This window comes from Sphingomonas sp. R86520 (assembly GCF_042466285.1).
Classification (GTDB): Bacteria; Pseudomonadota; Alphaproteobacteria; order Sphingomonadales; family Sphingomonadaceae; genus Sphingomonas.
Genome location: NZ_JAXHBZ010000001.1, coordinates 457,123 through 482,781, shown reverse-complemented (window position 1 = coordinate 482,781; position 25,659 = coordinate 457,123). Strand labels below are relative to the sequence as shown.

The following is a 25,659-nucleotide window of genomic DNA, read 5'->3' as shown; positions in this document are numbered from 1 at the left end:
GACATGCCGCACCCGCGATCTGCCAGAAACCGAGGCCCTCGACCGCAGAACCGATATCCCAAGACCCGTTTCTCAGGAGTAGTCCGATGGCCCATGCCTATATCGTCGACGCATTGCGCACGCCCGGTGGCCGCCGCAAGGGTGCGCTAGCAGGGGCTCATGCGGCGGATCTGGGGGCGATCGTGCTCGACGCGCTGGTAACGCGAACCGGGCTCGACCCCGCGGTTATCGAGGATGTGATCGTCGGCTGCGTCAGCCAGGTGGGCGAGCAGGCGTTCGCGTTCGGGCGCAACATGGTGCTCGCGTCGTCACTGCCTGTCAGCGTCCCCGCAGTCACGATCGATCGCCAGTGCGGATCGTCGCAACAGGCGCTGCACTTCGCCGCGCAGGCGAGCATGTCGGGTACGCAGGACGTCGTGATCGCCGCCGGTGCCGAAAGCATGACGCGGGTGCCGATGGGCTCGAACGTCCGTCTGTATGCCGAGGCTGGACTGGGTAAAGGTCCGTGGAGCCAAGCGATCCTCGACCGGTTCGAGGTCGCCGAATTCAGCCAGTTCAAGGGCGCGCAGATGGTCGCCGACAAATACGGCCTGACCCGCGAGGCGATGGACGCCTACGCCCTGCAAAGCCACAAGCGCGCCGCAGTCGCGACGGCTGTCGGAGCGTTCAACGACGAGATCGTCCCGGTCGGTACGCTGGCGCATGACGAAGGCATTCGCGCCGATGCATCGATCGAGGGCATTGCCGGGGTCAAGCCGATCGCCGAGGGCGGCACGATTACCGCCGCCAACGCGAGCCAGATCACCGACGGCGCCTCGGCGACGTTGATCGTCAGCGAGGCGGCGTTGAAGACATATGGCCTGACGCCGCTCGCGCGCGTCCACACGCTGACGGTGTCCGCCGGCGATCCGGTCATCATGCTGGAGGAGCCGATCCCGGCGACGTTCAAGGCCCTGAAGCGCGCCGGGTTGTCGATCGACGACATCGACCTGTTCGAGGTGAACGAAGCGTTCGCGGCGATCCCGCTGGCGTGGCTCAAGGCGACCGGCGTCGATCCTGCGCAGCTCAACGTCAACGGCGGCGCGATCGCACTCGGCCATCCGCTCGGCGCGAGCGGCACGAAGCTGATGGCGACCCTGATCCATGCGCTGAAGGCGCGCGGCGGCCGCTATGGCCTGCAGACGATGTGCGAGGGCGGCGGGATGGCGAACGTCACGATCGTCGAAATGCTGAACCGGTGACCGCGCTCGCCGGCCTCCGCGTCGTCGAGTTCGCCAGCATCGGGCCGGGCCCGCATGCCGCGATGCTCCTCTCCGATCTGGGGGCCGAGGTGCTGCGGATCGAGCGGGTCGGTGGTGGCGGCTGGCACAACCCGGTCATGGACCGCGGCCGTGCGCGCCTCCCGCTCGATATCCGGACGCCGGAAGGGCGCGACCGGGCGCTGGCGATCGTCGATCATGCCGACGTCGTGATCGAGGGATTGCGGCCGGGCGTGATGGAGCGGCTCGGGCTCGGGCCCGAGACAATGCTCGAACGCAATCCGCGGCTCGTCTACGGCCGAATGACCGGCTGGGGGCAGACCGGTCCGCTCGCGCAGGTCGCCGGGCACGACCTCAATTACATCGCGCTGACCGGGGCGCTGGCGGCGATCGGCACGCCCGGCGACCCGCCCCCTCCCCCGCTGAACCTGATCGGCGACTTCGGCGGCGGCTCGCTGTACCTCGTCACCGGGATTCTCGCGGCGTTGCTCGAACGCGGACGCTCCGGGCGTGGTCAGGTCGTCGATGCAGCGATCGTCGACGGCGTCTCGTCGATGATGACGATGTTCACAGGGCTGACCGCCGCCGGACACCTGTCGATGGACCGGGACCGCAACATGCTTGGCGGGGCGGCGCCCTTTTATCGCTGCTACACCTGCGCCGACGGCCGCTTTGTCGCGGTCGGCGCGATCGAGCCGAAATTCTACGCCGAACTGCTCGGTAAGCTTGAGTTGCCGGTCGAACTGGCGGCGGACCAGATGATCGTGGACCGCTGGCCCGAAACCGCACGACGATTCGCCTCGATCTTCGTGACCAGATCTCGCGATGACTGGTGTGCGGTGCTGGAAGGAACCGACACCTGTTTCGCCCCGGTGCTCGAACTCGACGAGGTCCCAATGCACGGGCACATGGCGGACCGCGGCGATAGCGTCGACGGTGTGTGGCAGGCCGCCCCCGCCCCGCGCCTGTCGCGAACGCCGGGCCGGATCGCCCCTACCACCGACGGTACGGCACGGTTGGTGGATTGGGGCATCGGCTGAGGGCGTATCGAACCGGCGCTGAACCAGCGTTCGGGTCACGTCCGCCGTTCTACCCGTCTGTCACCGTCAAGCCGACAAACTCGAAATCATAGCGTCGCCAGCCGCGCTGGGTTGCGGCATCGGCGAGCGCGTTGCGCTTCTTTTTCGCCTCGGCGAGCGACTTGGTATGCCCCCAGAAAATCTCGGTCTTTCCGTTCTCGAGCACCGCGACGATCCGCCAGTAATGCGTGAACGGTGCCGAGGTCGGACCGATCGTCTTCACATAGCCATCAGGCAGCGTCGCGGTCAGGTAGCGTTTCTTCGACATCCAGCGACCGATAGACGCCCGCGTCCGCAACGGAAATGCGCGATGTGCGCGGATCCATGGCGGCATCCGCGCACATCGCTGTTCATCGGTCAGTTCGTTCCCGTATCCGCCCCGATCCGGTCGAGGATCGCAACCGCATCCGCCGACAGCACGATCCGCGACGCTGCAAGATTTTCGCGCAGGTGGCCGATCGACGACGTGCCGGGGATCAGCAGGATATTGGGTGCGCGCTGCAGCAACCATGCGAGCGCAACCTGCATCGGCGTCGCGTCGAGGCTGTGCGCGACATCTGACAAAGCCGTCGATTGCAGCGGCGAAAACCCACCGAGCGGAAAGAACGGCACATAGGCGATACCCGACGCCGCCAGGTCCTCGATCAGCGCATCGTCGTCACGATGCGCGAGATTATACTGGTTCTGCACGCACGCGATGGTCGCCATCGAACGCCCTTCCGCCACTTGCTGCGCGGTCACGTTGCTGAGGCCGATATGGCGTACCAGGCCTTCGCGTTGCAGGTCGACAAGCGTGGCGAGCGGCGCTGCGATCGAGCCCTCGGCAGGTCCATGCGCATCGAACATGATCCGCAGGTTGACGACGTCGAGCGTTTCCAGTCCCAGGTTGCGAAGATTGTCGTGAACCGCGCTCCTGAGTTCGTCCGCCGAATAGGCCGGCTCCCATGACCCCTGCGACCCGCGCTTAGCGCCGATCTTGGTCACGATGACCAGGTCGTCGGAGTACGGGTGCAGCGCCTCGCGGATCAGGCGGTTGGTGACGTGAGGACCGTAGAAATCGCTCGTGTCGATATGGTCGACGCCGGCTGCTACTGCGGCGCGGAGCACCTCCAATGCGGCGCCGTGATCCTTGGGCGGGCCGAAAACACCGGGCCCGGCGAGTTGCATCGCGCCGTAGCCGATACGCTTGACGTGCCGCGCACCGAGTTGGACGGTGCTTTCGGCGACAGGATTACTGGTGTTCATGACATGGTCCTCCGCGACGTGATCCTCGGATCGGCATATGGACCGCGCCGGCTTTTACGATAACAGGGCAGTATCGGCACAGGTTGTTCGAAAGGGCGCACAATGGCGGCGGATATCGGCGATCTGAATGCCTTTGTGACGGTCGCACGTGCAGGCGGCTTTCGCGAAGGCGCGCGGGCCGGCGGGGTAAGTGCGTCGGGGCTGAGCGAAGCGGTCCGGCGCCTTGAATCGAAGCTCGGCGTCCGGCTGCTCAATCGTACGACGCGAAGCGTAGCCCCGACGGAAGCGGGTGCGCGCCTGCTCGACAGGCTGGGCCCGGCACTTGCCGAAGTCGAGGCGGCGCTCGACATCGTCAACGGTTACCGGGACACGCCTGCGGGGCCGTTACGGCTCAACGTCCCGGTCAGCGCAGCGCGACTGGTGCTGCCCGCCATCGTACCCGCGTTCCTCGCGGCCTATCCCGATATCAGGCTGGAAGTCATTGCCGAGGATGGCTTCGTCGACATGCTCGCGGCGGGGTGCGATGCCGGAATCCGATATGACGAGCGGCTGGAACAGGACATGATTGCGGTGCCGATCGGCCCACGCGAACAACGGTTCGCAACGGCTGCGTCGCCTGACTATGTCGCCCGACGAGGGGCCCCCGCCCATCCTCGCGACCTGCTCGGCCATGCCTGCCTTCGCGGCCAGTTCGCGAGCGGCGCGATGGACGTCTGGGAGTTCGAACGCGCGGGCGAAATCGTCAAGGTCGAGCCCAGCGGGCCGCTGCTGGTGCGGATCGGATCGGCAACCGACCTCGCGGTCGACGCCGCGATCGCCGGCACCGGCATCATCTACCTGTTCGAGGAGTGGCTGCGGCCGCACCTGGATAGCGGTGCGCTCGTGCCCGTACTGGAGCCATGGTGGCAGCGCTTCTCCGGGCCGTTTCTCTATTACCCAGGTCGGCGGTACCTCCCCGCACCTTTGCGGGCGTTAATCGATTTCGTCGCAGACACCCGATCCGGCCGATAAACTGGAAAGCCGAGACGTCACGCTAACCTGCACGGAAATATACCGAACACACTTTACGTTCAGGAGTGCCCAATGACTCCACGCCCCGTTCCCGATCCGGCAAGACCCGTGCTGCTCGTGGTCGATGACGACCATATGATTCGCACGTTGCTGGCGCAGAGCCTGGGTATGCACGGATATCAGGTCGAGACCGCGATCAACGCGCAGGAAATGGACGGCGTGCTGGCGCGGTGCTCCGTGTCGTTGATCCTGCTGGACGTGATGATGCCCGGCGAGGATGGGCTATCGGTCTGCCGCCGCCTGGCGCGGATGAATGCGCCGCCGGTCGTCATGCTGAGCGCGCTCGGCGACGAACCCGATCGTATCCTCGGGCTGGAAATCGGCGCGAGCCACTATCTGTCCAAGCCGTGCAGCCCACGCGAGATCCTGGCGACAGTCCGGGCGGCGTTGCGCGCGCGCGAGATGCAGGATGCGGGGGAAAGCCGCGCCTTCGGGTTCCTGGGGTGGCGGGTGAACTTCGCCGCGCACGAGCTGTTCGATCCGGACGGTACGCTGATCGACCTTACCGACGGCGAGTTCGCGGTTCTGCGTGCGTTCGTCGAGCGACCACGGCGTGTACTGGCCCGCGATGCGCTGCTGGAGGCTGCCCGCGGACCCGATACCGACGCGTTCGACCGCGCGATCGACGTCCAGGTCAGTCGCTTGCGGCGGAAGTTGAGGACGCGCGGCGACGAGATCATCCGGACGATCCGCAACGAAGGCTATTTCTTCGTACCGCGCGTGGTCCGCCAATGACCCGTTTCGAGGCGCGCCAAGTGTCGATCGCGAAGCGCGACGGTCAACGTTCGTGGCCGTTGTTCCTGCGGATCTTCGCACTGATGCTGGCGACGGTTCTACTGGTGCAGGTGTTGAACTTCGCCGTCGTGTTGCTGATGCCGCCGCCGACGCCCGTGATATTCACCGCCAACCGTGTCGCCACCGTCGCGAAACTGGGTAAGGATCCGACCGGGCTGCTCAAGATCGAGATATCCGCCGGCAGGCCCCAACCGACCGATAGCCCCCGGGATGCGCATCTCGCCGAGATGATCGCGTCCGATCTGGAACTGCCGCGCGAAAAGGTGACGGTCGAGACCGAGCGATCCGCAATGCCGATGTTCGCAGGGGCGCTTCGCCCGCCGTTGCCGATCGGCATGGGCCGCCCTCCCCACCGGCTACCGTCGTTCGACAACGCGCTGTTCGGCCCCTTCGTCGTCTCGATCGAAGCCGCGAGCGGGAAGTGGCACGTCATCCGCCCGGCACACGGCACGCTCGGTCCGTGGCGGATGCGGATCGTCCTCTGGTTCCTGGTCGCGATGGCGGTCGCGGCGCCGATCGCGTGGGCATTGGCACGCCGCGTGGCCAAACCGATCGCGTTGTTCGCGGCCGCCGCCGAACGGCTCGGCCGTGATCCGCGCACCGACCCGCTACCGGTCTCCGGCCCGCCCGAGATCGCCGAGGCCGCCGGCGCCTTCAACCTGATGCAGGAGCGACTGAACCGCTATGTCGAGGATCGCACGACGTTGATCGCCGCGGTCGCGCACGACCTGCGGACGCCGTTGATGCGGCTGTCGCTTCGCCTGGAAAAGGCGCCAGACGATATTCGCGCGGCAAGCGAGGGCGATATCCAGGAAATGAGCCAGCGCATCGGCTCGGCGATGGCGTTCGTCCGCGACATGACCCGCCACGTCCGGCGGCAGAAGCTGGACCTCCGGTCGCTGGCCGAAAGCGTGTCGGACGATTTTGCCGACGATGGCGCAACCGTGGTGCTGCAACCGGGTGAGCCCCTGACGCTCGAAGGCGACGCACCGTCGCTGAAGGCGTTGCTGGCCAACCTTGTCGGCAACGCGGTCAACTATGCCGGCCACGCCGACGTCGTGGTACGGCGCGAAGGCAGCGTCGCGATCGTCGAGGTCTCGGATACGGGACCCGGCATGGCCCCGTCGGATCTGGCGCGCGCGTTCGAGCCGTTCTTCCGCGCCGAGCAGTCGCGCAACCGCGATACCGGCGGCAGCGGGTTGGGCCTTGCTAGCGTCCGCGCGGTGGCCCGCGGGCACGGCGGCGACGCGACGATCGAGAACCGGCCGGGCGGCGGACTGATCGCACAGGTCACTTTGCCGGTGTAGCCGTGCGTTGAAACATGCCGGCAACGATCGACGTGTCAGAGACGCATTCCACCACGCGAGGAGTTTGCATGCGTATCGTCCTTCTGTTCGGCATCGCGGCGACAATCGCGGGGTGCGCGGCACAGCCGTCCCGGCCGGGGGGCCCGATGCAAGGCGGGCAACACGGTCGACGTCCCGGCCACCGGCCTGGCCCGGACGGTTCCGCCCGTGGTCGAGGGCAGCTTTTCATCAGCCCGATGGGCGAGCCGTTCCGGACGTCGCAGCGGCCGGGCGCGGCCCAGGACCTGTGGTTCGCCGGCGCGGATGCCGATGGTGACGGCCGTATCACGCTGGCCGAGTTCCAGCGCGACGCGAGCCGGTTCTTCGCGGTCCTCGATCGCGGCAAGGACGGAGAGATCGATCCGGACGATATCGCCGTGTACGAAAACGTCATGGTTCCGGAAATCCGTGTCGCCGGCGGCGCACGCGGCCCCTCGGGCGGCGCGCGGGGCGGCGGCCACGGCGGTCCGGGCGGTGGCGGAAGCCGGGGCGGAGGCCGGGGCGGAGGCGGGTCTGGTGGCCAGGGCATGCGCCTGGGCGGTGACGACGGCAAGAAGGGCGCTGCGACCGTGCACGAACGCCTGGGCGCCGCTCGCTACGGATTCTTCGACCTGCCCGAGCCGGTCATCGCCGCGGACGCCAACCTGAACCGCGGCGTCGATGCCGCCGAGTTTGCAAAGGCGGCAGCGACCCGGTTCGCGGCGCTCGACCGAAACGACGACGGCGCACTGACCCGTGGCGAATTGCCACGGGCAGGCGCAGAAACGTGGCGTAACGGTTCGGACGCGCCGATCGCGCCGCCACTGGAGCAACCCGAACCCTGATCTGTCACGCACCGCGTGGCAGATCGGAGTGTCGGCCGCGATCAGCCCCGCGGCGGCATGCCGTCGATCGGCGGCGGCGGTCCGTCGCCGCCGTGCATCGGCCCGCGTGGTGCCGGGCCATGCCGCAGTCGCATCAGCGCATCGAACGCCCGTCGCTGCGCCGGATCGAGCGCGTCGTAAAAACCGCGCAACGACGCGATACGCTGCGTATCGTCGGCCGAACGCCGCGCCGCGTCGCGGGTCATCCGGTCCAGTTGCCATGCCGTGCCATCGGTCCGTGCCGGATCCGAAGCACCGCGCGGCGGCGGAGACTGGGGGGACGGAAACCGGGGTGGCGCCATCGATCGCAGGAACGTCATCAATACCGGACGTTGCTCCGGCCGCAGGTTGAGCAGCAGCGCCATGTCGTCGGCCTCGCGGGCCTGATGCTCCGCAAGTGCCGCCGGCGAGGGCCCGCGATCCTCCCCGTGTTGCCCGCCCGGCCCCTGGGCGATCGCGGGCAGCGGCGAGGTCATCAGGACGATGCTCATCACCGTCCCCCGTATTATCATACTCTGCATGGTACTTCCCCTCTTGTTACGATGTACGCCGCTCAACCGAGCAGGCCTGATATGATCCACCGGCGGCTGACGGCGGATTTGACGATCGCGGCGCCGCAACACCGACAGGCCGAGCGCTGGATCGGCTCGTCCTTGATATCGCGGTGACGCGACCGCGGGGTGTGGCGACCGAGCGCGCAATCGCCCGACCGTGGTGCCGGCCCTGATACTGGTGTCTGCACAATACGCCCCTCTTCAGCCCGCCCTCCCGAAAGGCCGGCTGCTCGTCATCGCGCGCGAATTTTTCTGCGGTGTTTCGGCGGCTGGCGGTGTTATCCTGATCCGCGTGCATGACGCGGTTTTCATGTAGTCGTTCCGGGCGCTTCGGCGTTCACTGGCAAGGACGGTTCCAAGACCGCAAATACCATCTGGAGCGCATAATGGCCGCAAACGATCTCGTCGCCTTCTCCAATATCCAGTTGCGGCCGGATCCCTCACGAACGGTAATCCGGCCGTTCAACGTCGAATATCCGGGCGCTTTCAAGGTCGAGGGACACCCGCGTGCCCAGCGCGTGATCGACCGGGTCCTGTCGCTCACCACCGACGAACTGCACGCCGAGCGCGAGCGCGTGATGGTGTCGCTCGACGAACGCCACCGCGACGTCGACGACCTGCTGTTGCACCGGTTCGGCGAAGTGATGGCGGTACTGCACGACCCGCGTCCGATCGACCGCGACCAGCAATTGTTGATCGGCGCGTATCTGAGCGAGGAATATTCCTTCGAGGCTGCCGCGCTGTTCAATCCCAGCATGGTTCTGGATCCCGACCAGGCTGACGCCCCGAGCGACGGCCTTCGCTTCATCCTGTCGCTGCGCGGGATCGGCGAGGGCCATGTCTCGTCGGTCACGTTCCGGACCGGTGCATGGTCCCCGGCGGACGGATTTTCGGTCGATCCGGCCAGCCAGACGGCGGTGCCGCCGCGGATCGAACCCTCCGATCAAGGCGCCTCGGACGGCGGGCCGACCCGCCTGCAATGCGGGGGAAGTCGCGAACTGTCGGAGACGGTACTCTTCCCCGTGTTGCCGAGCCAGCGCCAGGGGATCGAAGACCTTCGACTGGTGCGATTCGAGGACGATGGCGAGATCCAGTATCTCGGGACCTATACCGCGTTCAGCGGTTCCGAGGCGCGCTGCGAACTGATCCGCGGCGAAGACTTCAAGACGTTCGAAATGCAGCCGATGCGCGGCGCTGTCTCCGGCACCAAGGGTATGGCGCTGTTCCCGCGCAAGATCGACGGGCGTTTCGCCATGCTCGGCCGCCAGGACAACGAGAATATCTGGTTCCTCACGTCGGACGACCTGCTGACCTGGGACGGGGGTACCAAGATCGTCGAGCCCAAATGGCCGTGGGAGTTCATCCAGATGGGCAATTGCGGATCGCCGATCGAAATCGACGAGGGCTGGCTGGTGCTGACCCACGGTGTCGGCAGCGTCCGCAACTATTGCATCGGCGCCTGCCTGCTCGACAAGGACGACCCGACCAAGCTGCTGGCGCGCATGACGCAGCCGTTGATCGTCCCCAGCCCAAAGGAACGCGACGGCTATGTTCCGAACGTCGTCTATAGCTGTGGCGGCATCGTCCACGGCCGGACGCTGTTGCTGCCATTTGGCGTCGCGGATAATTTCGCGTCGTTCGCAACCGTCGACGTCGGGCGACTGCTCGCGGAGATGGCCTAGGCCGCGGCCGCCCCGCGTGGGTCGGTGACGCGGTCGACGGTCATCGGCTTGCCGGCAAACTCATCGGCGGCGACGGCCTCGATCTGGCGTTCTATGCCGCGCGTGAGATCGGCAGCGACGCTTACCGCAAAACCGCGATCGAGCAGCCCGTCGACCGCCCAGCGAACGCAGTAATCCGCGGCGACACCGATCACGGTGACATCGGTGATCCCGCGACGTGCCAGATCGGCGAAGAAAGCTTCGCGATCGACCGTCGGCCTGGTGGCACCGCGTGCATTCTCGATCGCAAGGCCGGGCTCGGCCCACATGTCGAAGACGCCCTTTTCAATCCGATAGAGGGGGATCGCCGGGTCGATCTGCGCCATATCCAGCATGTTGCCCCACCCCTGCGTGCCGCGAACGCAGTGGATCGGAAACATCTGCGCCTCCGGCGATGCCGGATAGGTTTCGCGAAAGTGCGTGTCGAACGTGAACAGAATGCCGGTTACATCATCGGGGGCGAGCGTCGCCAACCAGCGTTGCATCGGCTCGACGAGTTGCTCGGCGCCCGCGACGCTCAGTGCCCCCGCGCCCGCCATGAAATCCCACTGCGTGTCGACCACCACCACGAACCGCGCCATTGCCGTCTCCTTTGCCGCCGCTTGACACAATCGCGTCTTCTCGGACACCCGCAGCGCGAGCAACGCAGGAGCCCGCAGCATGGCTGTCACCGATATCGCCACACGGACCTACAACCACAATTTCCGGCTCGATCCGATCGTGCGCAGTCTGCTCGACACCGATTTCTACAAGCTGCTGATGCTGCAGATGATCCGGCACGTATACCCGGACGTCTCGGCCACCTTCGCACTCATCAACCGGACCAAGGCGGTACGGCTCGCGGACATCGTCGACGAAGGCGAACTGCGTGCGCAACTCGACCATGCACGGACGCTGCGGTTCGCGAAGAAGGAACTGATCTGGCTCGCGGGCAACAGCTTTTACGGCAAGGCCCAGATGTTCGGCCCCGACTTCCTGGTCTGGCTCGCCGACTTCCGCCTGCCGCCGTATGATCTGCGCAAGGTCGACGGCCAGTATGAGCTGCATTTCGAGGGTCCGTGGGCGAACACGACGATGTGGGAGATCCCCGCGCTGACCATCATCAACGAACTGAAGTCGCGTGCCGCGCTGCGCGACCGCGGGCGGTTCGCCCTCGATATCGTCTATGCGCGCGCCAAGGCCAAGCTGTGGGAGAAGGTCGAGCGGTTGCGAGAATTGCCCGACCTGGTGCTCTCGGATTTCGGTACCCGGCGACGCCACGGGTTCCTGTGGCAGCGTTGGTGCGTCGAGGCGCTCAAGGAAGGCCTGGGCGATCGGTTCATCGGCACGTCGAACGTGCTGCTGGCGATGGATTCGGACCTTGAGGCGATCGGCACGAACGCGCACGAACTGCCGATGGTCGCCGCCGCGCTTGCGGTGGACGATGCTGCGCTCGCCGAGGCACCGTACCGCGTCCTCGAGCATTGGCGGCAACATTATAACGGCAATCTGCTGATCGCGCTGCCCGATGCGTTCGGGACGACGGCGTTCCTGCGCAACGCGCCTTCGTGGCTTGCAGAATGGACCGGCTTCCGTCCCGACAGCGCGCCGCCGATCGCCGGTGGCGAGCAGATCATCCGCTGGTGGCAGCAGCAGGGTGTCGATCCGAAGACCAAACTCCTGATCTTCTCCGACGGGATGGACATCGACACGATCGAGCAGACCTATCGCCATTTCCACGGGCGCGTGCGGATGAGCTTTGGCTGGGGAACGAACCTGACCAATGACTTCCGGGGATGCGATCCGGATGGGGCGATGGCGCTGGAGCCGATCTCGCTGGTCTGCAAGGTGATCGACGCGAACGGTCGCCCCGCCGTCAAGCTGTCGGACAACCCGGCCAAGGCGACCGGCGAGCCGGCCGAGATCGCGCGCTATCTCCGCGTATTCGGCGAAGCCGACCGCGCGACATCGCCAGTGCTGGTGTGACGGTCCGGCAACTGCCGACGATCCGTGGCTATCGACTCCGGCGGGCCTAGTTCTCGACCAGCTTCATCAGCCGCCGTTCGACCGGCGCGAGGACTGGACCCAATTCGTGGCCGCGCTTGATGACGGCCCCCGCTTCGCCGATCAGTGCCCACATGCCCTGCTTGTTGCGGAGCGAGGGCCGTTTCTCGATCCGGAATTCGGGGCGTTCGGCGGCACGGCGGAACGCTGCGAAGACGGCGGCGTCCTTACCGAGGTTGATCGCGTAGTCGCGCCAATGTCCGGCAGCGACCATCCGGCCATAGAGGTCGAGAATCCGCGTCAATTCCATGCGTTCGAAACCGACCTGGGTCGCCTTCGATGGCGTTGGGAAAGGTACGACGCCCATCAGCTATCTGCCATCATGCGCGGTCGCGACGGTCCTCTAGATGGTCCTCGGCCTGCCCATCCGCGAGAAGTGCATCGAGCCGCTTGCGCATCGTCTCCAGCTCGCAGCGCATGATCTCCATCTTCTGCGTCGCGGGATCGAACGCTTCGCTGCAGGGCGTACCGTACGGCACGAAACGCGGCAGTTCGGGCGCGTTGCCGCCCTCGATCGTGGTCGCCCGCGCTGGAATACCGACGACGGTCGTGCCGGCGGGCACGTCGCGCGTCACGACCGCATTGGCGCCGACGCGCGAGCGCTGGCCAAGCGTGATCGGACCGAGCACCTGCGCGCCCGAGCCTATGATCGCGCCGTCCAGGATGGTCGGGTGGCGCTTGCCCTGGACGCCGTTGTCCGGGCTGGTGCCGCCGAGCGTGACGCACTGGTAGATCGTGACGTCGTCGCCGATTTCCGCGGTCTCGCCGATCACGACGAAGCCGTGATCGATGAAGAAGTTGCGACCGATCTTGGCGCCTGGATGGATATCGATCGCCGTGGTGAAGCGCGACCAGTGATTCACGCAGCGCGCGAGGAAATAGAATTTCGAGCGATACAGGCGATGCGCGATGCGGTGCCAGCCGAGCGCCCAGACGCCCGGATACAGCATGATCTCGGCACGCGAATGCGGAGCGGGATCGCGTGCGCGGATCGAATCCAGATAGGCCAATAGTCCGCTCGACATGCGTAGTCCCCTTCGCGAGGCTCGTATCTAGGGCATCGGCTCTGCTATTTCCAGAACCGGCCGATCCTGGAACCGTCGTCGTGACCGCCCCAAGGGATCGGGGTAAAGCCTATCTTTGTTGTGGGGTTTGCGTTCGCGTTGCAATTTGCGCGCGATCACCGCGACGACACGACGCGGGATACATCCGGGGATGCCAATGTTCGACCTGACGACCTTGAGTTTCGAGACGCTGCTACCGTTCGTCCTGGTCGGGTTTGCCGCGCAGATCGTCGACGGCGCACTGGGCATGGCGTTCGGCGTGATCTCGAACACGTTGCTGCTGTGGGTCGGGGTGCCGCCCGCCGCGGCATCGGCGGGGGTGCATACCGTCGAGACCTTCACGACCGCAGTGTCCGGGATCAGCCATGTGCTGCACAAGAACGTGAACTGGACGCTGTTCCTGCGGCTGATGATCCCCGGGGTAATCGGCGGTGTGCTGGGCGCGTACGTATTGTCGAACATCGATGCGAGCACGGCCAAGCCGTTCATCCTGGCATATCTGACGTCGATCGGCGTGTATCTGTTGTACCGCGGACTGCGCTATCCGCCGAAGCAGAAGGAGCCGAAGATCGTCGAGCCGTTGGGCCTGATTGGTGGTTTTCTCGACGCGGCGGGCGGCGGTGGCTGGGGGCCGGTGGTGACATCGAACCTGCTGGTCCAGGGCGCTGCGCCGCGGACCACGATCGGGACCGTGAACACCGCCGAGTTTTTCCTGACCGCGACGATCTCGGCGACGTTCATTACGCAGCTCGGCTGGGCGGCGTTCACGCAGGCCACCGTGGGCCTGTTGATCGGCGGCGTGATGGCGGCCCCGTTCGGAGCGATGCTCGCAAAGCGCGTACCGGCCAAGACGCTGATGGTGTTGGTGGGAGTGATCCTGACGATCACGAGCCTGTTCGGGCTTTACCGGGCGATCTGGCACTAAAGTGCAGAGGCGCAGGGGGCTAAGGCCCTTCTCGGTGTGCGACCCGGTCGATGAACGCTGGCGTTATCGAGCCGGCGCTCTATTTATTGGCTGATGATCGATCGAGGCGATTAATGGCTGCGACCTACCTACCGACGCTCAAGCAGTTGCAGTACCTCGTTGCGCTGAAGGACCATGGCCATTTCGGGCGGGCGGCCGAGGCGTGTTTCGTGACGCAGTCGACGCTGTCGGCGGGCCTTCGCGAACTGGAGACGCTGATCGGCGTGGTGCTGGTCGAGCGGACTCGGCGGGTCGTGCGGTTCACGCCGCTGGGTGACGGGATCGCCGACAAGGCACGGCGCGTATTGCGCGAGGCGGAGGAGCTGGGCGACATGGCCCGCGCCGCCGGCCAGCCCTTGTCGGGCGACATGCGGATGAGCGTGATCCCTACGATCGCGCCGTTCATGCTGCCGAGGATCCTGCCGCGGTTGCGCAAGGACTACCCCGATCTGAAGCTGTTCCTGCGCGAGGAGCCGAGCGGCCCCGCGTGCGAGGGGCTGCACAATGGCCGAACCGATTGCGTGCTGCTCGCCCTTCCCTATGCCTGCGGCGAGGTGACGTCGGAAACGTTGTTCGAGGACCGGCTGTTCGTCGCCTATCCCTCGGGCGAGGTGCCGTCGGCCCGGCCTGCTATCCCGGCGTCGGCGATCGACGAGACGCGGCTGTTGCTGCTCGAGGACGGGCATTGCCTGAAGGATCATGCGCTCGGCGCGTGCAACCGGCCGGAACTTCGTGCGGAAGCGACCATGCTCGGCACCTCGCTCCATACCATCGTGCAGATGGTCGACAACGGGCTCGGCATCACGATGCTGCCAGAAATGGCGATCAAGGCCGGCATTCTGGATAACACCAACATCACCGCACGGCCGCTGGACGAGAAGAACGCGGTGCGCCGGATCGCGCTGGTCTGGCGTCGAGCGAGCCCACGCGAGAAGGATTTCCGGTTGATGGCAAGGGCCCTGGCGGACGTGCAGTAACGGGATCTGCGCGACGTGCGGTTGGCACGGGAGCGCAACCAACTCGGGCGTCGATCGTATGTTTCCCAGTTCCCGCTGGAGATCGAACGATGTCGAAGACGCTTCCACTGCTGCTGATGACCAGCGCGCTGGCGCTCGCCGCATGCAGCGGCAAATCGAAAAACGACGTGGCCAGCGCTTCGACGACGCCCGCCAACCCGGCGCTCGCGGTGCCGAATGGCCCACCCGCAGTGGCCAATCCGACGGTCGGCGGCGTACCGATGATGGCGACACGGACAATCGTAGACAACGCTTCGGCGGCACCGAACCTGTCGACGCTGGTCGCCGCCGTGAAGGCAGCCGACCTGGTGGGCACGCTGTCCGGTCCCGGGCCGTTCACCGTATTCGCGCCGACCAACGATGCGTTCGGGCGGCTGGCGCCGGGGATGGTCGACACGCTGTTGAAGCCGGAGAACAAGGCCTCGCTGACCAAGGTGCTGACCTATCACGTCGTGCCGGGCGTCATCACCGCCGACGATCTGCGCCAGCGGATCGCGGCCGGTGGCGGCACGGCGACGCTGACCACGGTCGAGGGCGACCCGATCACCGCGACACTTGTCGGCGCAGTAATCGCACTCACCGACGTCAACGGTAACAAGAGTTACGTCGAGACCGCAGATGTTCGCCAGTCGAACGGTGTCGTGCACGTCGTCAACGGCGTTATCGTCCCGAAGTTGAGCTAGTTCGCGTGCATTTTGGCTCGGTTCATCGCGCCTATGCTACGCCTTGCCGGCAAATTCATTGAGATCAAGCTTTGAACGTCCCAAGTTTACCAGTTCGAGTTTCACAAGTCCCATTCACAATCTCTGGAGTTGCAGATGACTGTTAAGACCAACCTTATGATCGCGGCATCGAGCCTGTTTCTCGCCGCCGGCGCGACTGCACAGACTACTGCGCCCGCCGCGTCGCAGACCCCTGCGCCAACGACGGCCACGGCGACGGCTCCTGGCGCTCCTGCCGCCCCCACCGCTGCTGCAACCACGACGATCGCGGCCGCGCTGCCAACCCTGCCGAACCGCGCCACATTGGCCAAGCTGGTGACCGCCGCCAAGTTGCAGACGACGCTCGCAGGCACCGGCCCGTACACGCTGTTCGCGCCGAGCGACGAAGCGTTCACGCGGCTTCCCGCCGGTGCGCTGGATACGTTGCTGAAGCCCGAGTCGGCGCCGACGCTGGCGACGATCATCAAGTATCACGTCGTTGCCGGCGCGATCACCGCCGATCAGCTGAAGGCGCAGATCACCGCGGGCGGTGGCAAGGCTACGCTGACGACACTCGCCGGCCAGCCATTGGTCGCGTCGCTCGAGGCTAACGGCAATATCGCGTTGACCGATACGGCTGGGATCAAGTCGTTCGTCGACACGGCGGACATCAAGGAAACGAACGGCATCGTTCATCTCACCAACGGCATGAGCGTTCCGAAGCTCGGCTGATATGATGCGGGCCGCGATCTAAGATCGCGGCCCGATTGTTGCCTTCCGAAGGCCGGAGCCAGCATGAACTTCCGTCTCTGCGCGAGAGCAAACCAGGGGAGCGGCACGCTAGTTCGTCGGGGCGTCCCACTTCGCGGCAGCGGCATGGTCGCCATCGCGTGCCTCCACCCAGTTGGACGTCGAACCCCGGGTCTCGCGCTTCCAGAACGGCGCATCGGTCTTTAACCGATCGATCAGATACGCGGAGGCTTCCAGTGCCGCACCACGATGCGCGGCCGTAGCCGCCACGAACACAATCCGCTCGCCCGGCTGCATCGGCCCGACACGGTGAACGATGATCGCCGCGCTTAGCGACCAGCGCGCGACCGCGCCCTGCGCAACCTTGAGCAAAGCAGCCTCGGTCGCGCCCGGGTAATGCTCGAGCTCGAGCGTCCCCACGCCGTCGTCTGCGCGGACCAGGCCGGTGAACGTCGCGACCGCACCTGCACCCGCAGCTTCGGCACGTATCATCTCCGCCGCGATATCGATCGGCGACTGCTGGACCGAGATATGGATCATCCGCCGGTGACCGGTGGGAAGATCGCGATCTCCTGCGCGCTGCCGATCGGCGTATCGAGTGGGACGAAATCCTGATCGATCGCCGCGCGCAGCCGCGATCGGTTCGCGAACGCTTCGGCATGCGGCGCGCTCGTACCCGCCAGCCAGTCGACGAGGTCGGCCACCGTCGCGACAGTCGCGGGCGGCTCGACCGATTCTTCGCCCGTGCCGATGCGTTCGCGCACCCAGGCGAAATACACCATCCGTATCGTCATGATCAGTCCATGTGCTTCAGGCCGACGCGGAGATAATCCCATCCCGTCAGCAGCGTGAGGACGGCCGCGCCCCACAACGCGACGATGCCCACGGTGTGGACCCAGACCATGTCAGGGACAGCGCCGCCGAGGATGATACCGCCAAGCGATACGAGCTGCAGCGTCGTCTTCCATTTTGCCAGTTGCGACACGGGTACCGAAACCTGCACCTGCGCCAGGAACTCGCGCAGCCCCGACACCGCGATCTCGCGCAGCAGGATCACCAGCGCAGCGATGACATGGATGCCGGCGATATCGCGCGTGCCGACGAGGATCAGGATCACCGCGGCAACCATGATCTTGTCCGCGATCGGATCAAGGAAGATCCCCAGCCGCGACACCGCGCCGCTCGACCGCGCGAGATAGCCATCGAAATAATCGGTGATGCCCATCAGGCAGTACAGCACGAAGGCGATGCCGTATCCCGCCTCCCAATCCGGCCACCACAGGAACCAGACCAGCAGGGGCACCGCGACGATCCGCGACAATGTCAGGAGGTTAGGCAAGCTCAACACACACCACCTGTATACCGGTCCCTCGCGAGGCGAAACCGGTTTAAGCGTTGGCGTGAGGATGGCTCTGGGCTAAGGCTTGGCGGTATTATCGCAACGATCAGGGCTATTTCCCGTCATGCTCAATGCCCTTGGGTTGCTGAAGCAACGTCGCTTCCTGCCCCTGTTCACGACGCAGTTTCTCGGCGCGTTCAACGACAATCTGTTCAAGACCTCGATGGTCCTGTTCGCCACCTACGCGGTCTTCAACGACCCGAAGATGGAGGCGAATTTCAACGCGTTGGCGACGGGGCTCGGCATCCTGCCGTTCTTCCTGCTCTCCGCGCTGGCCGGGCAGTTGGCGGACAGCCACGACAAGGCGCGGATCATCCGGATCGTGAAGACGGTCGAGATCGGCATCATGCTGCTCGGCGCGAGCGGACTGATGGTCGCACGGTTCGGACATCCGTCGCTGGGAATTGGCCTGATGCTCGGTGCGGTGCTGTGCCTCGGCGTCCATTCGACGTTCTTCGGCCCGATCAAATACGCGATCCTGCCGCAGCACCTGTCGCCCTGCGACGTGCTCGGCGGCACCGGACTGGTCGAAGCAGGCACCTATCTCGCGATCCTGCTCGGCACCGTGACCGCGGGCTGGATCCCGATCGAGGGCGCCGCCGCCAGCGTGCTGGTCGTCGCCGCGATCGGCTGGTTCGCGGGACGACAGGTTCCGCCGGCGCCCCGCGAAGGTCCGCCCCTCAAGCTCGACTACAACCCGTTCACCGCATCGTGGCGGCTGATCAGCGCGACGCTGCACATCCCGCGACTCTTCCTTGCGATCGTCGCGATCAGCTTCTTCTGGACGATCGGGGCGGTACTGATCATCGTCTTCCCGCCGCTGGTGAAGAACGTGCTGACGGCTGACGAGCGCGTGGCCAGCTTCGTGATCGCGGTGTTCTCGGTCGGCGTGGCCATCGGGTCGGTGGTGATCAATTCGATGCTGCGAGGGCGCATCTCGGCGAAGTTCTCGCCGGCATCGGTGATAGCGATGGGCGGCTTCGTCGTGTTGTTCTCGTTCCTGGCACGAAACTGGACGCCGGCGCCGGCGGGACACTATTATGACTGGGCCGGGTTCATCCACCAGCCGGGCGCGATTCCCGTGCTGGCGACCCTGCTGGCGATCGCGATCACCGGTGGCATGTTCGTCGTCCCGCTCTATGCGTTTCTGACGACGACCGTGGAGAAGGACCAGACCGCCCGCACGGTGGCGGCGAACAACGTCGTCAATTCGGGCGCGATGACGATCGGATCGATCCTCGTCATCGGCATCACCGCGATGGGCGTGACGCCGGAGGACATGCTGTTCCTGGTCGCGGCAATGTGCCTGGTCTCGGCATGGCTGGCGCAGAAGCTGCACCGCGCGTGCGACGACGATGCTGACGGATGCCTGCCGACGTTGCGACACTAGGATCCTCGCCGGGATTAGGTATCGCCGAAGGAGATGAAAGCGAGGACGTGAAGCAGGCATGGTTGCCGATCTCCCGTCCGTCAGGCTGCGCCGGATTCCAGGGCGAGGAGGATCGTTCGCTTTAGAAGATGAAGCTGTAGAAACAGGTGAAGAACGCGGCAAAGCTGAGTGCGAACAGCTTCATGTCCTGGTCGTCGTTCTTGGCGACTGCGACTACGGGCGGCGGCAACGAACGGCGCAGCGGATGGCGGGCGGCTTCGTTGGTAAGGACTAGGCGTCTGGTCATGTTGCAAACGTTAACGCCGCGTTTACCAGATCGACCAGTCGCAAAAGTGGTTAAGCTGGCCGCGTCCGGGAATGGGACAGATTTGGGGCGCCGGTAACGGCGCCCGGCATCGGCGTCCGGCGACGTCGCCGAACCACTGTCTTTGCGCAAAGACCAGGTATAAGCTGCCGTCATCGCCCGCGATTCTGCGGTGCCAGAGGATCCTGACAATCCAGCAGATCGGCGCGCTTCCGTATGTGATCGACGAAGCCGGACACGCGCGCGTGATGCTGATCACCTCGCGCGATACCGGTAGGTGGGTGATTCCCAAGGGCAATCCGATCGTCGGACTTGCGAGCCATGAGGCCGCCGCGCAGGAGGCTTATGAGGAAGCCGGCATCCGCGGCATCCCCTGCCCCGCCCCGGTCGGCCAGTTTGCCTACCGAAAACGCCGGCGCACCGGCCGCTATCGCGACATGGTCGTCACCGTGTTTCCGCTCGCCTTCGTCGAGCAACTGGACGACTGGCCCGAGCGGGAACAGCGCGACACCCGCTGGTTTACGCTTGATCGCGCGGCAGAGGCTGTCAATGAGCCCGGCCTGAAGGCGCTGATCGCCGCTTTCCGCGAGCCGCCGATCCAGGCGTCGTTCGCGCAACGTATCTTACCCGTCGTGCGCAAGAGCGCAAAAAGGAGAATTCCGATGCTGGGCTGGTTCCAGTCGTTGATGCCGAAGCAGGGGCGGTTCTTTGAACTGTTCGACGCGCATGCCGCGACTCTGGTCGCCGGCGCCGATGCGCTTGCGCGACTGCTGCACGGCGAGGGCTCGATCGAGGGTCAGATCGCCGAGATCGTCAAGCGCGAGCACGAGGCCGACGATATCACGCGCGAGGTTCTTCAGGACGTCCGCCGGGTGTTCGTGACTCCGTTCGACCGCAGCGCGATCACCGATCTGATCGGTGTCATGGACGATGCGATCGACCAGATGAACGGTACGGCGAACGCGATCGCCCTGTACGAGGTGACCGAATTTTCGCCCGAGATGCGCGATATGGCGGGCATCATCGTCGAGGCAGCACGGATTACGGCAGAGGCGATCCCCCTGCTCCGCTCGCTCGGCACCAACGCTGGCCGGTTGCACGATCTGACCGCCCGACTGATCCAGATCGAGGGTCATGCCGACGATATCCACGACACCGGCCTGCGCGCGCTGTTCCAGGCATCGAAGATCAGCGCGGACCCGATGACCTTCATCATCAATCGCGAAATCTACAGCAGCCTCGAGAAGATCGTCGACCGCTTCGAAGACGTCGCGAACGAGATCCAGGGGCTGGTCATCGACCATGCTTGATGTGTTTCGCGGGCGTGTAGCGGATCGCGCACGCCCTTGCTGTTCCCTCGCGAACGCGGGGGCCCAGGAATCCCACCCACGACGCCTATTGGTATCCTTGGCTCCCGCCTTCGCGGGAGAACAGGCTGGGTCGGGTCTATGTTCGGGTGAAGGCGGCCGCGCATGATCCTCTCCCTCCCCCTCCTCATCGGCCTGATCGGCATCGCGCTGCTGTTCGACTTCCTGAACGGCCTCCACGACGCAGCGAACTCGATCGCGACCGTCGTGTCGACGCGCGTCCTCAAGCCGCAATATGCCGTGCTCTGGGCAGCATTTTTCAACTTCATCGCATTCGCGGTGTTCGGGCTCCACGTCGCACAGACCGTCGGCACCGGGATCGTCCAGGCGCACGTCATCGATGCGCAGGTGATCTTCGCCGCGCTGATCGGCGCGATCGCGTGGAACGTCATCACCTGGGTGCTCGGCATCCCGTCCAGCAGCAGCCATGCGCTAATCGGCGGGCTCCTGGGTGCCGGCATCGCCAAGGTCGGGTTCGGCGCGATCGTGTGGAGCGGCGTGATCAAGACCGTCGTCGCGATCTTCGCCTCACCCGCGATCGGCCTGATGCTCGCGCTGGTGCTGGTGCTCGCGGTGGCCTGGACCAGTCTCAAGCTTACCCCGCTCGGGGTCGACAAGCGGTTCCGCAAACTCCAGCTGATTTCGGCGGCGATGTATTCGCTCGGCCACGGCGGCAACGACGCGCAGAAGACGATGGGGATCATCGCCGTGCTCCTGTACTCGCAGGGGTTGATCGGTGGCAGCTTCCACGTTCCTTTATGGGTCGTCCTGTCCTGCCAGGCGGCGATGGCACTGGGGACGTTGTCGGGCGGCTGGCGGATCGTCCACACGATGGGCTCGAAGATCACCCGCCTCACCCCGGCGCAGGGCTTCTGCGCAGAGACCGGCGGCGCGATCACGCTATTCGCCGCGACGTTCTGGGGTATCCCGGTATCGTCGACGCATACCATCACGGGCTCGATCGTCGGCGTCGGCGCCGCGCGGAGATTGTCTGCCGTTCGCTGGAACGTTGCCAGCAACATCGTCGTCGCATGGACCCTGACATTGCCCGCAGCGGGCCTGATCGGTGCAGGCACGTACCTGCTCGTCGGCTTGTTCGTCTAACCGCAAATATCGGTAAGGCCGACCGCCGCCGGCTCCGTCATAGACACGGAGCGGCGGCGTTCTTGCTCGTCCGTACGCCGCTCCACCACGGGCTAAAGCAACGCACGGTCAGGTAGATTATTCAGTGCCGCCGCCGCGCAGCGGTGCCACTGCATCCTTGCCGAACTTCATGATGAGTTCGCCGATCTCGCGCGCTTGGCCCATGCTGCGCTGGCTTTGCTCGCGCAGATAGTCGCCCTGGATCTTCATCACCTGCGTCAGGTCCTTCGCGCTTGCCGCCTCGCGCATCGCCGCGAACGCCTCGCGTGCGTTCTGTTCGGCCTGGTCGATCATCGCCTTGCCGATCGTCGCACCGCCTTCCGCGATCTTCTCACCGGACTCCTTCATTGCCGCCCCCGCCCGCTTCGCCGGATCGACGACTTTCTCGGAGAATGCGTCGCGGACCTTCTCGGCATTCTCGCGCATCGTGTCCGCCGCGCCCTTGGCCGCATCCGCCGCGCGGTCCGTGGCTGTCTTGCTCGCGTTCGCACCGTCATCGACTGCCTGCTTGAAGTCGTCTGCCATCGTCTGGCTCCTCTGTTGCGCTATCGGTCGTGGTTTCAACCGGCATGCCCGGCTTTGGTTGCAGCCGCCCCGGTCAGCGGATCATCGTGATCGACACGGCCAGATCGGACGTCTTCGCACCCGATAGCTGCAGGGCGTAGCGCCCCGCCGGCAACATGAAGTCGACCATCTTCTTCACTGGTGAACACGCCGGCCCATGCGCGTGCGCGAGAGAGGTCAGCACCTTGCCGCCCTGGACGACATCGACCCACGCCGGCCCGGCAAGCGCCACGCGGTATGTCGCAGCCTTCGCAACGTTGAACCGGACGACGCCGGAAAACGTATCCGTAGCGGGCCTTTTTGCGGGCGCGACCTCGAACGAAACCCCTCCGGACGGCTTGAGCGCGAGTCTCTTGACCGCGCCGATCGCAAGCATCCCGCCCGGCGCGACCGAAACCGGCTTGCTCCACCCCGCAAATTCGGCCGAGACGATAGCCGGGCACGGCGGAGCGGCCGCCTGTCCCGCATCGACCCGATCCGCAGCCGCCAACGTCGTCAGCGCCACCAAAGCCCAGCCCATCATCGTCACACGCATATCCGCCTCCAGTCTCGACCGCATGATGCGCGCAATGTGGTAAGTTGCCTACCGTCGAAAGCGCCGGACCGGCTGGCGCGAACGACACCGAGCACCCTTCTCCAGCTTGCACCGACGCGCATTACTGCCGATAGGTCGCGCGGCTTTTACGGGGAAACTCCATGCGTATCACGATGATCGGTTCGGGCTATGTCGGCCTGGTATCCGGCGCCTGTTTTTCGGACTTCGGCCACGACGTGATCTGCGTCGACAAGGATCAGTCGAAGATCGACGCGCTGCTTGCCGGTCGCATGCCGATCTTCGAACCCGGCCTCGACCAGTTGGTCGCGTCGAACGTCGCCGCCGGCCGACTGACCTTCACCGCCGATCTCGCTAGCGCAGTCGCCGGCGCGGACGCGATCTTCATCGCCGTCGGGACGCCGTCGCGCCGCGGGGATGGCCATGCCGATCTCAGCTATGTGTTTGCCGCGACCGAAGAGATCGCCGCCGCGGTAACCGGGCCGACCGTCGTCGTGACCAAGTCGACCGTCCCGGTCGGCACCGGCGACCGCGTGGAAGCTATCTTCCGCGAAAAGCGCGCGGACGTCGACGTCGAGGTCGTTTCAAACCCCGAGTTCCTGCGCGAGGGGGCCGCCATCGGCGACTTCAAGCGGCCCGACCGGATCGTCATCGGCACCGATAACGAGCGCGCGAAGCAGGTCATGCGCGATGTCTACCGTCCCCTCTATCTCAACGAATCACCGATCCTGTTCACGGGCCGCCGCACGTCCGAGCTGATCAAATACGCGGCCAACGCGTTCCTCGCGACCAAGATCACGTTCATCAACGAGATCGCGGACCTGTGCGAAGCGGTTGGTGCCGACGTGCAGGACGTCTCGCGCGGGATCGGGCTCGACAACCGGATCGGCAAGAAATTCCTTCATGCCGGCCCCGGTTACGGCGGCTCGTGCTTCCCCAAGGACACGCTGGCGCTGCTGAAGACCGCCGAGGATTACCAGACGCCCGTCCATATCGTCGAAGCCGTCGTGAAGGTGAACGACAGCCGCAAGCGCGCGATGGGCCGCAAGGTACTCCACGCGCTCGGTGACAATCCGCGCGGGAAGACGGTCGCGCTGCTCGGCCTCACGTTCAAGCCGAACACCGACGACATGCGCGACGCTCCCAGCCTCGCGATCGCGACGGCGCTCGCGGACGCCGGCGTGACGGTTCGCACGCACGATCCCGAAGGCATGACACCGGCCAAGGCGATGATGCCCGACCTCGTTTATTGCTCCGACGCCTATGACGCCGCAGACGGTGCCGACGCGGTCGTGATCGTGACGGAGTGGGATGCCTATCGGGCGCTCGATCTCGCACGGTTGAAGCGCGTGATGGCCGGACCCGTCATGGTCGACCTGCGCAACGTGTATCAGCGCGCCGACGTCGAACAGGCCGGCTTCGCTTACACGGCGGTCGGTCGTTGATCGCCGGGGCCAACACATTCTGCTCGCTGGACCTTTCGCCCCGCATCACTATATACCGAACGGTATGAATAGGCTTTGCACGCTCACCGCCCCCAAGGGCCGCCCCCGCGAGTTTGATCTCGACGAAGCGCTGGCGGGTGCGTTGCGCGTGTTCTGGCGCAACGGGTATGAAGGCGCGTCGATGGCCGAACTCACCGCCGAGATGGGGATCACCAAGCCCAGTCTCTATGCGGCGTTCGGCAACAAGGAGGCGCTTTTCCACAAGGCGCTTGACCTCTACGAGCGCGAAAAGCTGGCGTATATGACCTCGGCGCTCGATGCGCCGACCGCGCGGGCCGTAGCGGAAAGGCTGCTGCGCGGTGCGCTGCAGATGCAGATGAGCACCTGCGATCCCAAGGGGTGCCTGAGCGTCATCAGCAGCGTTGCGTGCAGCGCCGAAGCCGAGCCGATCAAGGCCGAGGTCGCCAAGCGTCGCGCGTCGTCCGAAGCCGCTTTGATGAAGCGGTTCGACGAGGCCAAGGCGGCGGGCGAGTTCCCCGATGGCCTCGAGTCGCATGCGCTGATGCGGTACCTGTTCGCGATCATGCAGGGGCTGTCGATCCAGGCGGGATCCGGCGCGACCTGCATCGAGCTGAATCAGCTGGTCGAGACCAGCCTATCGGTTTGGCCCACCAAATAATCTGACTGCGGCGCTCAGGCCGACAAAAAAGTCACGGTTCGTTACGCTCACGATAAAAAATACCGGGCGGTACAAAAGTCTGTTGACTAGATGAACCCCAGGTTTATATACCGACTGGTATCGAAGCTTCCTCCTGTTTCGGATGAGGCAACCGGGGACAGCAACCCATGACCACGGTGACAACCTAAGACCGGACGGCCTCGGCCGACCGAACTCACGACATTCAAGCGGGCAGGCGCGGCATGACGATATGCTGGCAACGACCGCGCGCGCCTTGCGACCAGCCGACGTCGGTGGACCGTCCACCAACGAAGGCCGGCGCTTGCCCAAGATCAAAAAGGGGG

Annotated in this window: 29 protein-coding genes; 17 read left to right on the top strand and 12 right to left on the bottom strand. The window is 65.4% G+C overall.

All coding sequences use genetic code 11. The features are described 5' to 3' along the window. Positions 1–86: 86 nt before the first annotated feature. Positions 87–1,241, top strand: a complete 1,155-nt coding sequence (locus tag SJY41_RS02435; RefSeq protein ID WP_380778760.1) for an acetyl-CoA C-acetyltransferase — start codon at positions 87–89, stop codon at positions 1,239–1,241. Next, positions 1,238–2,299 carry a CaiB/BaiF CoA transferase family protein gene (locus tag SJY41_RS02430; protein ID WP_380778758.1) on the top strand — a complete coding sequence of 354 codons (1,062 nt, stop codon included), beginning with the start codon at positions 1,238–1,240 and terminating at the stop codon, positions 2,297–2,299. Before SJY41_RS02435 ends, SJY41_RS02430 begins: the two co-directional genes overlap by 4 nt. Before the next feature lie 49 nt (positions 2,300–2,348). On the opposite strand, the gene SJY41_RS02425 is transcribed toward SJY41_RS02430, so the two are convergent. Further along, entirely contained in the window at positions 2,349–2,606 is a 258-nt protein-coding gene (locus tag SJY41_RS02425; RefSeq protein ID WP_380778757.1) for a hypothetical protein, read from the bottom strand. Between the two features lie 89 nt (positions 2,607–2,695). Beyond that, a complete protein-coding gene (locus SJY41_RS02420; RefSeq protein ID WP_380778755.1) occupies positions 2,696–3,583 on the bottom strand; it encodes an aldo/keto reductase family oxidoreductase in 888 nt (295 codons plus the stop codon). Between the two features lie 102 nt (positions 3,584–3,685). On the opposite strand from SJY41_RS02420, the gene SJY41_RS02415 reads away from it, so the two are divergent. The 4 genes from SJY41_RS02415 (at position 3,686) to SJY41_RS02400 (ending at position 7,619) form a co-directional block, all read left to right on the top strand. Further along, entirely contained in the window at positions 3,686–4,594 is a 909-nt protein-coding gene (locus tag SJY41_RS02415; RefSeq protein ID WP_380778754.1) for a LysR family transcriptional regulator, read from the top strand. Positions 4,595–4,666: 72 nt separating this feature from the next. After that, positions 4,667–5,389, top strand: a complete 723-nt coding sequence (locus SJY41_RS02410; RefSeq protein ID WP_380778752.1) for a response regulator — start codon at positions 4,667–4,669, stop codon at positions 5,387–5,389. Further along, a complete protein-coding gene (locus tag SJY41_RS02405) occupies positions 5,386–6,756 on the top strand; it encodes a sensor histidine kinase (RefSeq protein ID WP_380778750.1) in 1,371 nt (456 codons plus the stop codon). The genes SJY41_RS02410 and SJY41_RS02405 overlap by 4 nt, the downstream gene beginning before the upstream one ends. Before the next feature lie 68 nt (positions 6,757–6,824). Continuing rightward, positions 6,825–7,619 (top strand): EF-hand domain-containing protein, encoded by a 795-nt coding sequence (locus SJY41_RS02400; RefSeq protein ID WP_380778749.1) that lies wholly within the window; start codon positions 6,825–6,827, stop codon positions 7,617–7,619. A 41-nt stretch (positions 7,620–7,660) separates the two neighbouring features. Here SJY41_RS02400 and SJY41_RS02395 read toward each other — a convergent pair whose 3' ends face one another. Next, on the bottom strand, positions 7,661–8,179 hold the full coding sequence (locus SJY41_RS02395; RefSeq protein ID WP_380778747.1) for a Spy/CpxP family protein refolding chaperone: 519 nt from the start codon (positions 8,177–8,179) through the stop codon (positions 7,661–7,663). 419 nt (positions 8,180–8,598) lie between these two features. Between SJY41_RS02395 and SJY41_RS02390 the strand changes: the two genes are divergently transcribed. Continuing rightward, complete coding sequence (locus SJY41_RS02390; protein ID WP_380778745.1) at positions 8,599–9,894, top strand: glycoside hydrolase family 130 protein; 1,296 nt, start codon at positions 8,599–8,601, stop codon at positions 9,892–9,894. Here the strand turns inward: SJY41_RS02390 and SJY41_RS02385 are convergent. Beyond that, positions 9,891–10,595 carry an isochorismatase family protein gene (locus SJY41_RS02385; RefSeq protein WP_380778743.1) on the bottom strand — a complete coding sequence of 235 codons (705 nt, stop codon included), beginning with the start codon at positions 10,593–10,595 and terminating at the stop codon, positions 9,891–9,893. The genes SJY41_RS02390 and SJY41_RS02385 overlap by 4 nt on opposite strands. On the opposite strand from SJY41_RS02385, the gene pncB reads away from it, so the two are divergent. Beyond that, positions 10,594–11,898, top strand: coding sequence for a nicotinate phosphoribosyltransferase (pncB, locus tag SJY41_RS02380; protein WP_380778741.1), 1,305 nt, complete (start codon positions 10,594–10,596; stop codon positions 11,896–11,898). The genes SJY41_RS02385 and pncB overlap by 2 nt on opposite strands. Positions 11,899–11,944: 46 nt before the next feature. Here the strand turns inward: pncB and SJY41_RS02375 are convergent, their stop codons facing one another. Both SJY41_RS02375 and epsC read right to left on the bottom strand, forming a co-directional pair. Further along, positions 11,945–12,283 (bottom strand): DUF2794 domain-containing protein, encoded by a 339-nt coding sequence (locus tag SJY41_RS02375; RefSeq protein WP_380778739.1) that lies wholly within the window; start codon positions 12,281–12,283, stop codon positions 11,945–11,947. A 13-nt stretch (positions 12,284–12,296) separates the two neighbouring features. Then, positions 12,297–13,001 carry a serine O-acetyltransferase EpsC gene (epsC, locus tag SJY41_RS02370; protein WP_380778737.1) on the bottom strand — a complete coding sequence of 235 codons (705 nt, stop codon included), beginning with the start codon at positions 12,999–13,001 and terminating at the stop codon, positions 12,297–12,299. 196 nt (positions 13,002–13,197) lie between these two features. Here epsC and SJY41_RS02365 point away from each other — a divergent pair, with 196 nt between their 5' ends. The 4 genes from SJY41_RS02365 (at position 13,198) to SJY41_RS02350 (ending at position 16,453) form a co-directional block, all read left to right on the top strand. Beyond that, positions 13,198–13,965: a sulfite exporter TauE/SafE family protein gene (locus SJY41_RS02365; RefSeq protein ID WP_380778735.1), complete on the top strand. Its 768-nt coding sequence runs from the start codon at positions 13,198–13,200 to the stop codon at positions 13,963–13,965. Between the two features lie 113 nt (positions 13,966–14,078). Beyond that, entirely contained in the window at positions 14,079–14,981 is a 903-nt protein-coding gene (locus SJY41_RS02360; RefSeq protein WP_380778733.1) for a hydrogen peroxide-inducible genes activator, read from the top strand. 89 nt (positions 14,982–15,070) lie between these two features. Next, positions 15,071–15,703 (top strand): fasciclin domain-containing protein, encoded by a 633-nt coding sequence (locus SJY41_RS02355; protein WP_380778729.1) that lies wholly within the window; start codon positions 15,071–15,073, stop codon positions 15,701–15,703. A 135-nt stretch (positions 15,704–15,838) separates the two neighbouring features. Beyond that, complete coding sequence (locus SJY41_RS02350; RefSeq protein WP_380778728.1) at positions 15,839–16,453, top strand: fasciclin domain-containing protein; 615 nt, start codon at positions 15,839–15,841, stop codon at positions 16,451–16,453. Positions 16,454–16,561: 108 nt separating this feature from the next. Here the strand turns inward: SJY41_RS02350 and SJY41_RS02345 are convergent, their stop codons facing one another. From SJY41_RS02345 to pgsA, 3 genes are read right to left on the bottom strand one after another with little or no spacing between them, the layout of a single operon-like run. After that, on the bottom strand, positions 16,562–17,011 hold the full coding sequence (locus SJY41_RS02345; RefSeq protein WP_380778726.1) for a molybdenum cofactor biosynthesis protein MoaE: 450 nt from the start codon (positions 17,009–17,011) through the stop codon (positions 16,562–16,564). Then, positions 17,008–17,265: a molybdopterin converting factor subunit 1 gene (gene moaD / locus SJY41_RS02340; protein WP_380778724.1), complete on the bottom strand. Its 258-nt coding sequence runs from the start codon at positions 17,263–17,265 to the stop codon at positions 17,008–17,010. The genes SJY41_RS02345 and moaD overlap by 4 nt, the downstream gene beginning before the upstream one ends. Before the next feature lie 2 nt (positions 17,266–17,267). Continuing rightward, positions 17,268–17,819 (bottom strand): CDP-diacylglycerol--glycerol-3-phosphate 3-phosphatidyltransferase, encoded by a 552-nt coding sequence (gene pgsA / locus SJY41_RS02335; RefSeq protein WP_056057734.1) that lies wholly within the window; start codon positions 17,817–17,819, stop codon positions 17,268–17,270. A gap of 115 nt (positions 17,820–17,934) precedes the next feature. On the opposite strand from pgsA, the gene SJY41_RS02330 reads away from it, so the two are divergent. Then, entirely contained in the window at positions 17,935–19,260 is a 1,326-nt protein-coding gene (locus SJY41_RS02330) for an MFS transporter (RefSeq protein ID WP_380778722.1), read from the top strand. A 121-nt stretch (positions 19,261–19,381) separates the two neighbouring features. Here SJY41_RS02330 and SJY41_RS02325 read toward each other — a convergent pair whose 3' ends face one another. Next, complete coding sequence (locus tag SJY41_RS02325; protein WP_380778720.1) at positions 19,382–19,546, bottom strand: hypothetical protein; 165 nt, start codon at positions 19,544–19,546, stop codon at positions 19,382–19,384. A gap of 209 nt (positions 19,547–19,755) precedes the next feature. Between SJY41_RS02325 and SJY41_RS02320 the strand changes: the two genes are divergently transcribed. Together SJY41_RS02320 and SJY41_RS02315 are read left to right on the top strand one after the other, a co-directional pair. Beyond that, positions 19,756–20,874 carry a DUF47 family protein gene (locus tag SJY41_RS02320; RefSeq protein ID WP_380784036.1) on the top strand — a complete coding sequence of 373 codons (1,119 nt, stop codon included), beginning with the start codon at positions 19,756–19,758 and terminating at the stop codon, positions 20,872–20,874. Positions 20,875–21,036: 162 nt separating this feature from the next. Beyond that, positions 21,037–22,035 carry an anion permease gene (locus tag SJY41_RS02315; protein ID WP_380778718.1) on the top strand — a complete coding sequence of 333 codons (999 nt, stop codon included), beginning with the start codon at positions 21,037–21,039 and terminating at the stop codon, positions 22,033–22,035. 117 nt (positions 22,036–22,152) lie between these two features. On the opposite strand, the gene SJY41_RS02310 is transcribed toward SJY41_RS02315, so the two are convergent. Both SJY41_RS02310 and SJY41_RS02305 read right to left on the bottom strand, forming a co-directional pair. Beyond that, complete coding sequence (locus SJY41_RS02310) at positions 22,153–22,599, bottom strand: phasin family protein (RefSeq protein WP_380778716.1); 447 nt, start codon at positions 22,597–22,599, stop codon at positions 22,153–22,155. Positions 22,600–22,672: 73 nt separating this feature from the next. Then, on the bottom strand, positions 22,673–23,173 hold the full coding sequence (locus SJY41_RS02305; protein WP_380778714.1) for a hypothetical protein: 501 nt from the start codon (positions 23,171–23,173) through the stop codon (positions 22,673–22,675). 161 nt (positions 23,174–23,334) lie between these two features. Between SJY41_RS02305 and SJY41_RS02300 the strand changes: the two genes are divergently transcribed. Both SJY41_RS02300 and SJY41_RS02295 read left to right on the top strand, forming a co-directional pair. After that, positions 23,335–24,636: a UDP-glucose dehydrogenase family protein gene (locus tag SJY41_RS02300; RefSeq protein WP_380778712.1), complete on the top strand. Its 1,302-nt coding sequence runs from the start codon at positions 23,335–23,337 to the stop codon at positions 24,634–24,636. Between the two features lie 64 nt (positions 24,637–24,700). Further along, positions 24,701–25,315 carry a TetR/AcrR family transcriptional regulator gene (locus tag SJY41_RS02295; RefSeq protein WP_380778710.1) on the top strand — a complete coding sequence of 205 codons (615 nt, stop codon included), beginning with the start codon at positions 24,701–24,703 and terminating at the stop codon, positions 25,313–25,315. The last annotated feature ends 344 nt before the right edge of the window (positions 25,316–25,659 follow it).